We start from the raw sequence: 12,949 nt of genomic DNA, 5'->3' as shown, positions 1-12,949 counted from the left end.
CCGAAAGTTCCCGTATCCCCGAAGCCGACATCGTCCAGCATGACGAGGACGATGTTGGGGGCGCCCGCCGGAGCGGTCACCGGCGCAGGCCACGCAGGCGCGGGCATGCCCGTTTCAGCAGGCGCACCCTGCGCCGCGACGCCGGAGGCCCCGGCAAGGGGCAATGCGAATGTCAGAGCGACAGCTAAGCGGGACGCCGACTGGTACAAGCGCTTCATGCATCACCTTGTAAAATGTACATCCCCTCGCCGCCGAAGCACCGTCGGCGGCTCTCATTACCCCGTAGGCATACAGCCACTTTGCAAAAATGACATCCCTGAATCACTTTTCGCGTAAAGACATCCGAAATTGAGTTTGCCCACAGCGGCGCTATGACCATTCACAGGCTGAGCTTTCCCTGGTCGGGAGATTATCTCCGCGCCAACCGGAGTGAAGGAGAAAATGGATGTCCGAACAGGTCGACATTGACCATCTTCGCCGCTGGATCGGGACGGAGGAGGCGGCGGACGATATGCTGACCCCTGGTCTCGCCAGCCGTTTCAGCGCGACCCTGGGGCTTCCGGCACAGGAATATCGAACCGGCGTCGCGGCTCCGCGATTGATCCATTTCTGCCTGGCGCAGCCTATCGTGCCGACGAGCACGCTGGCGGAGGACGGCCATCCTGCCCGCGGGGGCTTTCTGCCTCCCGTGCCGCTGCCCAACCGCATGTGGGCCGGGAGCGATATCATATTTGCAGGCGACCTGATCGTCGGAGAAGAAGTGCGGCGCGTGTCGCGGATCAGCGACGTTGCGGTGAAGCCGGGCCGGACGGGCACCCTCTGCTTCGTCACTGTGGATCATCGCATCACCGGCGCATCAGGCGGCAGCATCAATGATCGTCAGACGATCGTCTACCGGGAAGCTACATCGGCCCCGGCACGCCCGGCAGAGACGGCTCCGGCGGGAAGCACGGTCCAATCGATCGACCCCCAACCCACCTTGCTCTTTCGCTATTCGGCGCTGACCTTCAACGCCCATCGCATTCATTACGATCACCCCTATGCGACTGAGGTCGAAGGCTATCCGGGTCTGGTGGTGCACGGTCCGCTCCAGGCGACCCTCCTGCTGCATCTTGCCGCGAGCGAACAGGGCGGGCGGGCGCCTGACGGCTTCACCTTCAAAAGCGTTTCGCCCCTCTATTCGAATGAGGCGCTTTGCCTGCATGCCGAACCCCGCACCGGGGACAGAATGGACCTTTGGAGCGCAAGGCCCAACGGCCCGTTCGCGATGCAGGCGCAGGCGCGCTGGACATGAATGCCGCCAGCACTGACTGGGAAGGACGCGTTCAGCCTGCCGCCCGCACCACGCATCGAAAGCCGATATGGCTGGTAGAGGAATCGATCGCCTGCGGGTGCCGCGCGGCAGGTCGGTAACGCTGGCAATAGCTGGGCGCGCAAAGATGCGATCCGCCTTTCAGCACCTTGCGCGGGATCGGCACGGGGGAGGAATCTTTTTCAAGGCTCTCGTGCCGGGTGGCGCCGCGCGGATTGGCGGGCACGCAGCAACTGCCTCGCGCCTTCGCCTCAACCTTCGGCTGGGCATACCAGTCGGCGGTCCACTCCCACACATTGCCGATCATGTCATAGAGGCCAAAGCCGTTGGCCGGGTAGCTGCGCACGGGCGAGGTCCTTTCCCAGCCATCCTCCAGCGTGTTCGCAAAGGGAAAGGCGCCCTGCCAATAATTGGCCAGCATGCGTCCTTCGGGCGCGAGCTGATCCCCCCACGCATATTCCTGTCCGTCCAGCCCGCCGCGCGCGGCATATTCCCATTCCGCCTCAGTCGGCAGCGCCTTGCCCGCCCAGCGGGCATAGGCACGCGCATCCTCGAACGCGACATGCACGACCGGGTGATCCTCCAGCCCCTCCAGCCCGCTGTCCGGCCCCAAAGGATGCCGCCAATCAGCGCCAAAGGCGAATGTCCACCATTGGCCGTGATCATGCAGATCGACCGGCGTGGCCGTCCGCTGGAACAGCAATGATCCGGCGTGCGCCATTTCCGGCGGCATGCCGGGATAATCCCTGGGATCGGGCGCGGTCTCCGCCAGCGTCCGGTATCCGGTCGCCTCGACGAAGCGGGCGAACTCCCGGTTGGTGACGGGGGTTTCGTCAATCCAGAATCCGTCGACACGCACCTGCCGCACCGGCGCTTCTTCGGGATAGAAATTTTCCGACCCCATGGCGAAGACGCCGCCGTCCAGCCAGCGCATGCCGCTGGTGTCCGGCCGGGATGACCGCGACGGCCGTGCCGTCCTGTGTCTGGCTGGCGAAAGCTGACGCATCGATATTCCACATAATGCCCGGCTGGCCGATCGCTCCAGCCCATGGATGACATGCCGGTTATCGGCGGCCTCACCGGCGGCGTCAAGAAGCCGGAAATCAAGGGCTTTGCGGCGGCGCAGCCCGCCTTTCCATCACCATTAAGTAGACCAGATACGCCATTTTTGACTTCTCCCTGCCCATCATCGGGAATAGGAGGGAGCCGATTCCTCCTTCCAAATGAGCGGATGCCATGACCGATCTCTTCTCCCCCCTGACTTTCACGCGCGGGCCCGCGATGAAGAACCGCCTCATGCTGGCGCCGATGACCAATCAGCAGAGCCATGCCGACGGACGCCTTTCGGACGGGGAATATCATTGGCTGACGAAGCGCGCCGCCGGTGGATTCGGGCTGGTGATGACGGCCGCCGCGCATGTTCAGGCCAATGGCCAGGGCTTTCCGGGCCAGCTCGGCATCTTCGGCGACGAGCATCTGGAAGGGCTGACGCGGCTGGCCGCCGGTATCAAGGCGGAGGGCGCGATTTCATCGGTTCAGCTTCACCATGCCGGTTACCGTGCGCCCAAGGATCTGGTCAGCGCGCCGGTTTGCCCGTCCGATCATGCCGAAACCGGCGCGCGCGGACTGACGCTGGATGAGGTGGAAAAGCTGCGGGACGATTTCATCGCCGCTGCCCGCCGCGCCGAAAAGGCGGGCTTCGACGGGATCGAAGTGCATGCGGCCCATGGCTATATCATCGGCGAATTCCTCTCGCCCGAAGTCAATCTTCGGGAGGATCGCTATGGCGGCAACCCCGAAAACCGCGCCCGCCTGCTGTTCGAGATCGTCGATGGCATTCGCGCCCAATGCCGCTCCGGCTTCCAGGTCGGCGTACGCCTGTCGCCGGAACGCTATGCCCAGAAGCTGGACGAGATCGTGGCCGTCGCCGGAGAACTGATGCGCCAGGACAAGATCGATTATCTCGACCTCTCGCTCTGGGACGTCACCAAGGAGCCTGAGGACGAGCGGTTCAAGGGGCGAACGCTGCTCAGCTACTTTACCGAACTCCCGCGCGGCAACGTCCGGCTGGGCGCGGCGGGCAAGATCATGAGCGGGAAGGCGGCCGCTGGCGTGGTCGAGGCCGGGTGCGACTTCGCCGTGATCGGCCGCGCCGCCATCCTCCGCCATGACTTCGCGGAGCGGGTGCGGCGCGACCCGGATTACACGTCCCCGCCGCTGCCGGTCACCGCCGAGCATCTGCTGGAGGAGGGGCTTACGGAAACTTTCCTCACCTATTTGAAGACCTGGCCCGGCTTCATCGCGGAGGAAGGGGCGAACGCCTGACCCGCCGTCCCTTCGTCCATGGAGAGCGACGGCAACAAGCTGAGGAGCGGCCATGATCACATGCGTCATCGAATATAGGATCGATCCTGACAAGGTCGAAGCCTTCGAACATTATGCCCGCATGTGGCTCAGGATGATGCCGCGCTTCGGCGGCAAGCCGCATGGCTATTTCCTGCCCGCCGAGGGGGCGAACGACATCGCCCTGTTCCTGTTCGATTTCCCCAGCCTCGCGCAATATGAAACCTACCGCGCCGCGATGATGCAGGATGAGGAAGTGGCCGAGGCGCACGCCCATGCGCGCGCGTCCGGCTGCATCATCCGTCACGAACGCAGCTTCTTCCGCCCGCTCCTGCCTTCTTCCTGATCGGGCGGACGTCCTCCCGGCGGGGTGACAGCATGATCAGGCATATTCCTATGCCTGAATTCTATGGCCATGCTCGTTTGTAGAACAGTCTGGCCTTGCTATGCGTGAACCAAGCGTTGCCGGGCTGAAAGAACGTTCAGGGAAGGAATGCCAGAATGCAGCAGAGCGGGAAAGGCGGCCGTCATGGCTGGCGATTTCGGGCGGCCTTGGGAACGCTGGCGGTCGCGGGAGCGGCGGCGGCCGCATCGCCGTCCAGACCCGCAGCTGCTCCGCACTGGCGGGACGGTCTGGCTATCCAGATCTGGGCTTATAATGATGCGCTGAAGAACAAGGATGCGCCTTCGCCGGTGCCGAAGATCGACGTGCCCTCGGCCTTGTCGCGGATCAAGGCGATGGGCGTGGATCAGGTGGAGGTGATGCATGTGCCGGGCTATTCGGCGGCGCAGATGCGCACGGCGCTCGACAAGGCGGGCATGCGCGCCGTCAGCGTACAGATGGACTATGACCGCATGCGCGACGACCTGCCCGGCGCGATCGCCGCGGCAAAGGCTCTGGGCGTCAGCCAAGTCGGCATTTCCGCGATCAAGATCTTCGGTCCGCAAGGCTATCACCTGCTGAACATCGCCGACACGGAGGAGGCGGGAGAGGTGCTTGCGAAGGCCTGCGCCAGCGCGCAGGCTGCGGGCATGCGCACGTTCCTGCACATCCACGGCAACGATCTGCACATGCTGGACGGCAAGACCGCGCTGGACCGGATCATCGACAAGGCGGGCGGCTGCTTCGATATAGAGGCGGACATCTACTGGATACGTTCGGCGGGCGTCGATCCCGTGGCCTTCATCAACAAATATGGGGCGAAGGTGACCTCGCTCCATCTGAAGGACTGGAAGCCGGCGCGGGGGACGGCGCTTCCCTTCCCGCCACTCGGCAAGGGCGACCTCAACCTGCCCGCCATCATGAAGGCCGCGCAGGCGGCGGGTGTGCGGCACTATATCATCGAAGATGAAAGCGGCGATCCCGACACCCAGCTTCCGCAATCTCTGACCTATCTCGCCAGCATCGGCAAATGAAGGGCAACGACAAGAGGACAGGAATGAAGACAATGGAGATGATGCACCGCCGGACCCTTCTGAAAAGCGCCTTCGCCGCTGGCGGCGCGCTGTCCTTCCTGTCGCCCGCGCAGTTGCTCGCGGCGGTGGCGGAAGATCCCAGGCTGGCCAACGTCCATCCCGAATATCGCGCCTTCGCAAAGCAGATGCTCGCCCAGCTCGACAAGCAGAAGGACGGGCCGATGTCGATGCAGACTCTGCCCAAAAGCCGCGCCATGATGAAGCAGTTCGCCAGTCCCCGGCGCGACGACGTGCCGGTGGAAAAGCGCGCCATTCCGGGCATGAAGGGCCAGCCGGACGTCACTGTCTTCCTGGTCAACGCAGGCAAGGAAGGGCAGCGCCCGGCCATCGTCCACACCCATGGCGGCGGCTTCGTGTCCGGCACGGCAGAAGGCTTCGTGCGCAACATCCAGGACCTCTGCAAGGAACTGGATTGCGCCGCCGTGTCGGTCGAATACCGGCTTGCCCCGGAAACCACCTATGCGGGGTCGATCGAGGATAATTATGCGGCGCTCAAATGGGTGCACGGCAACGCCGCGCAACTTGGCGTGGACCCCCACCGCATCGCCGTGATGGGCGAAAGTGCGGGAGGCGGCCATGCCGCGCTGCTCGCCATCGCCGCGCGCGACCGGGGCGAGGTGCCGGTCGCCTTCCAATGCCTCATCTACCCGATGCTCGACGACCGCACCGGGACGACGCGGGCGGTGCCGCCGCACATCGCACCGTTCATGTGGGGGCGGGGCGACAATCGTTTCGGCTGGCAGAGCTTCCTCGGCATGGAGCCGGGCACCAGCAAGGTGCCCGTGCGCGCGGTTCCGGCGCGCCAGACCAATCTGCGCGGCCTTCCGCCCGCTTTCATCGGCGTCGGATCGATCGACCTCTTCCTTGACGAGGATATCGAATATGCGCGGCGATTGAACGATGCGGGGGTGACGGCGGAACTGCTGGTCGTGCCGGGCTGCTTCCACGGGTTCGACAGCATGCCCGTCAAGACCCGCGTTGGCACATGGTTCAACGAAGCGAAGGTGAATGCCCTGCGCCTCGGTCTGGGGATTTCCACCAACGGCTGACGCACCGGGACGCCGGTCATCGCCAGATTTCGAAACAATAGCGGGCACATGATGAACAACTCTTCAGTGCGGTCCTTCCGCCTGCGCGCTGCGGCGTCTCTCGCTCTCCTGCCGCTTCTCGCCAGTTGCGGCGCGGGCGATGACCGGCAAAGCGCTTCGGCAAGCGACTGGAAAGTCTATGGCGGCAGCGCCGAGGGCGACCGCTATTCCGGCCTCGCCCAGATCAACAGCGCCAATGTGGGGACATTGCAGGAGGCATGGCGCTTCGATACGGGGGAGGGCGGCCTCCAGACCTCGCCATTGGTGATTGACGGCATACTTTATGGCGTAACGCCGGGGCAAAAGCTGTTCGCTCTCGACGCAGCCACGGGCGCGCGCCTGTGGGAATATGCGCCGCCCGATGCCATCGACCAGCCGGTGCGCGGCCTTACTTACTGGTCGAACCGGGGCGAGCAGCGGCTTTTCTCCGCAGCCGGAAATTACCTGATCGCCGTCGATCCGCGTAATGGAAAGCCGGTGACCAGCTTCGGCGAGGGAGGCCGGATCGACCTGCGCAAGGGCCTTGGCCGCGATCCGCAGAGCATAGGCGCGGTCATGACCTCGCCGGGCGTGCTGTTTGGCGACCTGATCATCACGGGTTTCCGCACGACCGAAGCGCCGCCCGCCGCGCCCGGCGCGATCCGCGCCTATGATGTGCGGACCGGCGCGCTCAAATGGACCTTCTCGGCCATTCCCCGCCCCGGAGAGCCGGGCTATGACAGCTGGCCCAGGGACGCCTGGAAAAACGCGGGCGGGGCAAATGCCTGGGCTGGCATGGTGGTCGATGAGAAGCGCGGCATCGTCTATGCGCCCACCGGTTCGGCGGTAGAGGATTTCTACGGCGCTGACCGCATCGGCGACAATCTCTTCGCCAATTCGCTCCTGGCGCTGGATGCGCTCACGGGCAAGCGGCTCTGGCATTTTCAGGCCGTTCATCACGACACTCTGGACCGCGACCTGGCGTCGCCTCCCGTGCTGCTGACGGTCGATCATGGCGGCAAGCGGGTCGATGCGGTCGCGCAGCCCACCAAGCACGGCTTTCTGTTCCTGTTCGACCGCCAGACCGGCAAGCCGCTTTTCCCGATCGAGGAACGGCCGGTTCCGCAAAGCGATGTGCCGGGCGAGAGAAGCTCTCCGACGCAGCCCTTTCCGCTCAAGCCAGCGCCCTATGCGCGCCAGCGGCTGACGGCAGACATGCTCACCAGCAGGACGCCGGAGGCGCGGGCGGCGGCGCTCAAGGCATTTTCAGCGATGCGCAGCGACGGCCCCTTCACGCCGCTCTCGCTCCAGCAGCGCTCGGTCGTCTTCCCCGGCTTTGACGGCGGTGCAGAATGGGGCGGGGCGGCGATCGATCGCAAGAAGGGCGTGCTCTACATCAACAGCAATGACATCGCCTGGGAAGGCGGCCTTGGCACGCTCGCCGACGTCGCAAACCAGGGCGAGCAGCTTTACCAGCAGCATTGCTCGGTCTGCCACGGCCTCAATCGCGAGGGTTCGCCGCCATCCTTCCCCCGCCTCAGCGGCATCGCATCCCGCCTCAATCCGGGCGAGATCTTCATGACGATCAAGAAGGGGAAGGGGCGCATGCCGCCCTTTACCCAGCTACAGGACGGCGAAATCGCGCAGTTGACCGGCTATCTCATGGGCGCCGATGCGCAAAAGCAGGAAGCGCGCGCCCCGGCGCAGCGTCCGGGTGCGCCCAAGGCCCCCGAACCAAAGGCCCGCTATGCGTTCACCGGATATAAGAAGCTGCTGGATGCTGACGGCTATCCCGCGGTCGCGCCGCCATGGGGCACGCTGAACGCCATCGACCTCAATAGTGGCGAGTATCTGTGGAAGATACCGCTGGGCGAATATCCCGAACTGGCGGCGAAGGGCATAACCGGCACTGGGACCGAAAATTATGGCGGGCCGCTGGTCACGGCTGGCGGCTTGGTCGTGATCGGCGCGACCATTTACGACAGCAGGCTGCGCGCCTTCGATAGCGCCACGGGCAAGCTCCTGTGGCAGGGCGCGCTGCCTTTCGCAGGCACGGCGTCGCCCATCACCTACATGGTGAAGGGGCGGCAATATATCGTGATCGCCACCAGCAACCTGCGCAACGCCAGGGCGAAGCAGGGTTCCGCCTATGTCGCCTTCGCCCTGCCGGGAAAAAGGAACTGATCCCATGTTCATCCATATGTTCGCCTTCCGCTGGAAGCCGGAAGCCACCCAGGCGCAGAAGGATCGCGCAGCGGCGGAGATCCGCGCCTTTCAGGGGCAAATCGCCGGACTGGCCGAAACCGCCGTGGGCGTGAACCAGTCCGCGCGCGGCGGCGGCTATGAACTGGGCGGCGTCATGAAGTTCACGGATCAGGCGGCGTTCGAAGCCTATAATGCCGCGCCACAGCATCAGGCGCTGCTCGGCTGGCTCGTGCCGCTGATCGAGGCCGTGGAGATCGACTTCACCATCTGATCGCCACGCACCGCATCACTGGAAGGTCATCAGGTAAAGCCCTCGCTGCCCCTTGAGCGCGGCGCTTTCATGCTCTTCCAGGCAGAAGATGATCTGCTTCCCATCCGGTGAAGGCGCGGACTGATGCGCGTCGCCGCCCTTGTCGCTCACATGGGTCAGGCGGCGGACGCGCCCGGTGCCGTCATAGGCAACGACATGCAGATCGAAATAACGCGGCGGCGCTTTCGTATCGATGGCGCCGGCCGGCAGGGCTATCCCCGCCGCATCCAGCAGCCAGGGCGTGATCTGCGGCGGAAAGCCGCTGATGCCCCGCATCGGGCCGTCAGGGTCGGACGCGCGGTTGGATTCCTCCAGCACGAAGCGGTCATCGGGAAAGGCATGCGCCTCATTATGCTGCGGGCTTTGCGAAAGTTTGGTCAGGGCTCCGGTCGTTAGATCGATCTTGTACATCTCGCCATTGGGCTTGGGCCGCTCGATCGTGAAGAAGGCGACGGACCGGTCCTCATCGACAAAGTCATAGGCTTCCGCAAAGCTGATCTTGCCGGGCTTTGACGGATCATAATGATAGACGGTGCGCCGCTCGCCAAGCGTGGGCGCGCTACCCTCTCCGGTCAGCGTGCCGGTGGTCAGATCCCAGCTTCCATCCTCCCTGCGCGATCCCCAGGCGATGGAAACGCCCCCTCCGGCCCTGGCGCGGCGCGCGATCGCAATGTCGCCCATCGCGCCCGCCTTCAGATAGACAGGCTGGGTATCAGCCGCCGCCGAAAGCCAATAGATGCCCGCATTTAAGGGCGATGAGGATTGCGGGTCCTGACCGCGCGTCACCAGGAAATTGCCGTCTGGCAGATAATAGATGCGCACGACCTTCCCCGAATCCGGTCCCAGATGGCAGGTCAGGCACCGGACCTTGCGCGTTTTCAGGTCCATCTCGAATGCATAGGCAAGCTGCCCGTCATTCTGCGCATCGGTGAAGACAATCTTCGTTCCGTCCGGCGACCAGTCCGGCCGCTCGCCCCAGCCAAGCAACCGCTCCATCTTGACCGGCGCGGTGAAGTAATCGACCGGCGCGGGAGCGGCATAGACGCTCATGCTGCCGCCTGCGACGCTGGCCAGGACGCAAAGGGGCTGGAAAAGGCGCTTCCAGTTCATCGGATTTGGCTCCTTCATGTTCGGCGCTTCGGCCAATCGCTTCCAAAAAAATGCCGGGAGTTTCCCCCCGGCTATAGAGTGGCAACTGACTTTAGAGAGGGGATCAGTCGCTGCCGAAACGCATACGCGCGGTGATGCCGACTTCCCGCTGCGGGGTGTAGGTCACCTGATGGTAACCGCTGGGGAAACCGAAGGTCACGAGGTCGCTGCTGGTGTATGTCAGCTTGCGCGTATTGAAGATGTTCTTGGCGAACATCGTCACTTCAAGACCCGGCACGATTTCACGCGCGCCCAGATACAGGTTCAGGATTGGCTGAGCTTCATAGCTGTTGAGCCCTGACACTTCCGCGCGCTTGCCCTTGTAGACGAACAACGCCCGGACGAATGCCTCGGCCTGCGCCAGCGGCACGGTATATTCGGACTGAAGCGTGAAGTTCCACTTGGGCACATCGGCGATCGCCCCGTTGGACGAGCAGAAATAGATGGGCTGCGTGGCGTTGGCGCCGAATTCGTCATCCGTGTCCGCCTGGCCATCGCCATCCAGGTCAGGACGGCAGGGCACCTGCGCATTCTTGAAATTGGCTTTGGCGTAGCTGACCGTTCCCTGCGCCGTCCACCGGTCGGTGATCTTGCCCGAAATATCCAGGTCGAAGCCGCGCACTCGTGCGTCGCCGTTGAAAGCGATGGACGACGAGGTGACACGGTTCTGCGGCGGCGAGCCCACTGGAGGACAGGGCGCGTCATTGCCGAAGCTGCAATAGGGAACATCGGCGACCGTGGTGATGAAGCCCTTGATATCCTGCTGGAATACGGCGAAATCGACGCGGAGCCGCCGATCAAGGAAGCTGCCCTTGAAGCCCAGTTCGTAGGAATCCTGCTTTTCGGAGCTTACGCGCGGGAAGGACGCGGGCAGGGCGACATATTTATTGTTGCCAGGCCCACGGAAGCCACGCCCGTAAGAAGCGTAAACGATGCTGTCCTCCCCGATATGCTGCACGATCTTGGCGTCATAGACCCAGGCCTTTTCATCGACCGTGTCAGGAATAATGGAGGGAGTACCCGGAAATTCCGTCCCGAAGACGCTGGTCACGAACGTGAGGCTCGTCGGCGCATTGTTCTTGCTCCACAGCCTGCGCGCGCCGAGCGTGATATCGGTTTTCGTAGGCAGGTGGAAGGTGCTGCTGGCGAAGACCGATTTGTCCTTGAGCTTTCCTTGCGACTGCGCGCGGATAAAGCCGAACGTGTCGACCGGGCCGATCGGGTCGAAGGTGGGAGTGAAGCTGGGCACTCCGAAAACCTGCTGCGCGACATTGGTGTTGGATGTCGTCCGCCGGAAGAACGCGCCCACCGTATAGTCCCAGAAACGCCCCGGCCCTTGGGAGTCCAGCCGCAGTTCGTGCGACCAGTCGGTGACGGAAACGTCGAACAGGGCGTGCTGGCTGAAATTCGGGATGGCGTTGCCGCTGTCGCCGTCGCCTTCGTCAGCCCGCGTAAGGGCGCTATATTTGGAATAGCCGCCGATATAGCTCAGCGCGGCTTCGTCACCGATGTCGAGCTTGGCGCTCAGCGACGCCAGATGTCCGGTGACGCGGCGCGGGCTGGTTTCTTCCTGCACGGCGATGCCTCTGCGGCCGGAGCCTTCAGGCAAGACAGGCCCGTTATAGCCGCGCCCATTCCCTTCGACGATCGTCAGATTGTCGGTCTCGTTGCGCAGATACTGGTAGGAACCGAAGATCGTGAGCGGCTCGATTGGCTGGAACAGCGCCGACGCGCGGATGCTCTTGGTTTCCGAACGCGACTTGGCATCGGAATTGAGGCTGCGGATATCGCCATTGCTGTTGCGGTCGTAGAGGCCCGCGACGCGCACGGCCAGGACATCGTTGATCAAGGGCACGCCAATGCCGAACTGGCCATTGACGTTGGTCTGATCGGTAAAGGTGCCGTCGATCGTCGCGCCGAAGTTGTTGAGATCCGGGCGGCGCGTGGTGATGGTGATGGACCCGGCAGGCGCGGCAACGCCGCGCAGCGTGCCCTGCGGGCCGCGCAGCACTTCGATCTGGCCGATGTCATAGATGCTCTGGAATGCCAGCGTATCCTGGATCGGCGCTTCGTTGAAATAGATGATGACAGCTTGCGGCGAGCCGCTGTTGACCGTCGTGCTGATGCCGCGCAGCGCCGTCACATTGCCCTGCGCACCGCGGTCCTCGATCACCAGGCCAGGCGACAGGACCTGCACGTCCCTGAACTGGGTGATGTTCAAGTCCTGGAGCTGCTCGTTGGTAACGGCGGTGACCGTCACCGGCACGTCCTGAAGCCGCTCGTTGCGGCGGGTCGCGGTAACGATGATGTCGCTTGGCGCAGTGGCTTGCTGCTCACCTGCGGGTTGCGCATCCTGCGCATGTGCAGCGACGCTGATACCGCTCAGCGCAATGCCTGCCAGCAATCGCGCCGGCAATGACGATAAGGCCATGATCCTCAATCCTCCCCCTCTTGTGATATAGCCCCGCCAGCAGCGCTTGGGCTATTTGTCGTACAAATAAGGAGATTCCCGGCCCTGTAGAATTACAATGTTTCTGCCTGAAATAGTCACATCTGGAATAGCTGATTGGCATTTCCGCGATGCGACCGGCCACTCTTGCGCGGCAAAGAAGGGGCGGACCGCAAAGGCCCGCCCGCAGTATTCAGAAATCCAGAGAGAAGCTCTGGTCGAAAGTGACGAGACGGTGCGCGAACTTCCATCCGTCCGCCGTCTTGACGACCTTGTCGCGGTGGCGGCCGGACACGACGATCTTCGACGCCATGGGCGTGGCCCCGGCATTGACGTTGGTCACATAATAGTTGGCGAATATCTCGCCGCCTTGTTCCTCGATATAGAGGTTATAATAGAGGTGGCGGTTCTTGCCTTCGGTCTGGCGGTCCGACTCCTTGGCATGTTCGATCTGCGGTCCGATGCCCTTATAGGTCATGTCCATGCCTGCAGTCTCGGTCACGACGTCGGGCAGATAGAGCTTTTCCAGTTCCGCCCAATTGCCATAGTCCGAATAATGGGCGAAGCGCGCGAGCAGCTCCTGAATTGCAATCTTGTCTTCGATCGTGATCATGATGCCTCTTTCATTGATGTTGTGA

The 12,949-nt window shown here is 63.4% G+C and carries 12 protein-coding genes; 7 read left to right on the top strand and 5 right to left on the bottom strand.

Going from position 1 to position 12,949, the window contains the following annotated elements; translation table 11 throughout:
• On the bottom strand, nt 1–218 hold a 218-nt coding region (locus tag L288_RS43555), incomplete at its 3' end, for a hypothetical protein (RefSeq protein WP_152522012.1).
• Between the two features lie 227 nt (nt 219–445).
• Here L288_RS43555 and L288_RS22645 point away from each other — a divergent pair.
• Nucleotides 446–1,294, top strand: coding sequence for an FAS1-like dehydratase domain-containing protein (locus tag L288_RS22645; protein ID WP_021236386.1), 849 nt, complete (start codon nt 446–448; stop codon nt 1,292–1,294).
• A gap of 31 nt (nt 1,295–1,325) precedes the next feature.
• On the opposite strand, the gene L288_RS22640 is transcribed toward L288_RS22645, so the two are convergent.
• On the bottom strand, nt 1,326–2,246 hold the full coding sequence (locus L288_RS22640; RefSeq protein ID WP_021236385.1) for a formylglycine-generating enzyme family protein: 921 nt from the start codon (nt 2,244–2,246) through the stop codon (nt 1,326–1,328).
• Between the two features lie 302 nt (nt 2,247–2,548).
• Between L288_RS22640 and L288_RS22635 the strand changes: the two genes are divergently transcribed.
• The 6 genes from L288_RS22635 (at nt 2,549) to L288_RS22610 (ending at nt 8,674) form a co-directional block, all read left to right on the top strand.
• Nucleotides 2,549–3,637, top strand: a complete 1,089-nt coding sequence (locus L288_RS22635) for an NADH:flavin oxidoreductase (RefSeq protein ID WP_021236383.1) — start codon at nt 2,549–2,551, stop codon at nt 3,635–3,637.
• A gap of 52 nt (nt 3,638–3,689) precedes the next feature.
• Complete coding sequence (locus L288_RS22630) at nt 3,690–4,001, top strand: NIPSNAP family protein (protein ID WP_021236382.1); 312 nt, start codon at nt 3,690–3,692, stop codon at nt 3,999–4,001.
• Between the two features lie 155 nt (nt 4,002–4,156).
• Nucleotides 4,157–5,071: a sugar phosphate isomerase/epimerase family protein gene (locus L288_RS22625; protein WP_021236381.1), complete on the top strand. Its 915-nt coding sequence runs from the start codon at nt 4,157–4,159 to the stop codon at nt 5,069–5,071.
• Between the two features lie 23 nt (nt 5,072–5,094).
• Nucleotides 5,095–6,180, top strand: a complete 1,086-nt coding sequence (locus tag L288_RS22620; RefSeq protein ID WP_236612976.1) for an alpha/beta hydrolase — start codon at nt 5,095–5,097, stop codon at nt 6,178–6,180.
• Nucleotides 6,181–6,228: 48 nt separating this feature from the next.
• On the top strand, nt 6,229–8,382 hold the full coding sequence (locus L288_RS22615; protein WP_201766620.1) for an outer membrane protein assembly factor BamB family protein: 2,154 nt from the start codon (nt 6,229–6,231) through the stop codon (nt 8,380–8,382).
• Nucleotides 8,383–8,386: 4 nt separating this feature from the next.
• Nucleotides 8,387–8,674: a Dabb family protein gene (locus tag L288_RS22610; protein WP_021236378.1), complete on the top strand. Its 288-nt coding sequence runs from the start codon at nt 8,387–8,389 to the stop codon at nt 8,672–8,674.
• 15 nt (nt 8,675–8,689) lie between these two features.
• Here the strand turns inward: L288_RS22610 and L288_RS22605 are convergent, their stop codons facing one another.
• The 3 genes from L288_RS22605 to L288_RS22595 all read right to left on the bottom strand — a co-directional run bounded on the left by L288_RS22605 (nt 8,690) and on the right by L288_RS22595 (nt 12,924).
• Nucleotides 8,690–9,823, bottom strand: a complete 1,134-nt coding sequence (locus tag L288_RS22605; RefSeq protein ID WP_021236377.1) for a TolB family protein — start codon at nt 9,821–9,823, stop codon at nt 8,690–8,692.
• A gap of 103 nt (nt 9,824–9,926) precedes the next feature.
• Entirely contained in the window at nt 9,927–12,293 is a 2,367-nt protein-coding gene (locus L288_RS22600; RefSeq protein ID WP_084465553.1) for a TonB-dependent receptor, read from the bottom strand.
• Nucleotides 12,294–12,504: 211 nt separating this feature from the next.
• The gene (locus L288_RS22595) at nt 12,505–12,924 is read right to left on the bottom strand and encodes a nuclear transport factor 2 family protein (protein ID WP_021236375.1); all 420 of its coding nucleotides are present in this window, start codon (nt 12,922–12,924) and stop codon (nt 12,505–12,507) included.
• Between the last annotated feature and the right edge of the window lie 25 nt (nt 12,925–12,949).

The sequence above is a fragment of the Sphingobium quisquiliarum P25 genome (genome assembly GCF_000445065.1).
Classification (GTDB): Bacteria; Pseudomonadota; Alphaproteobacteria; order Sphingomonadales; family Sphingomonadaceae; genus Sphingobium; species Sphingobium quisquiliarum.
The sequence above is the reverse complement of the archived record's forward strand: the minus strand, read 5'-3'. Positions and strand labels throughout refer to the sequence as shown.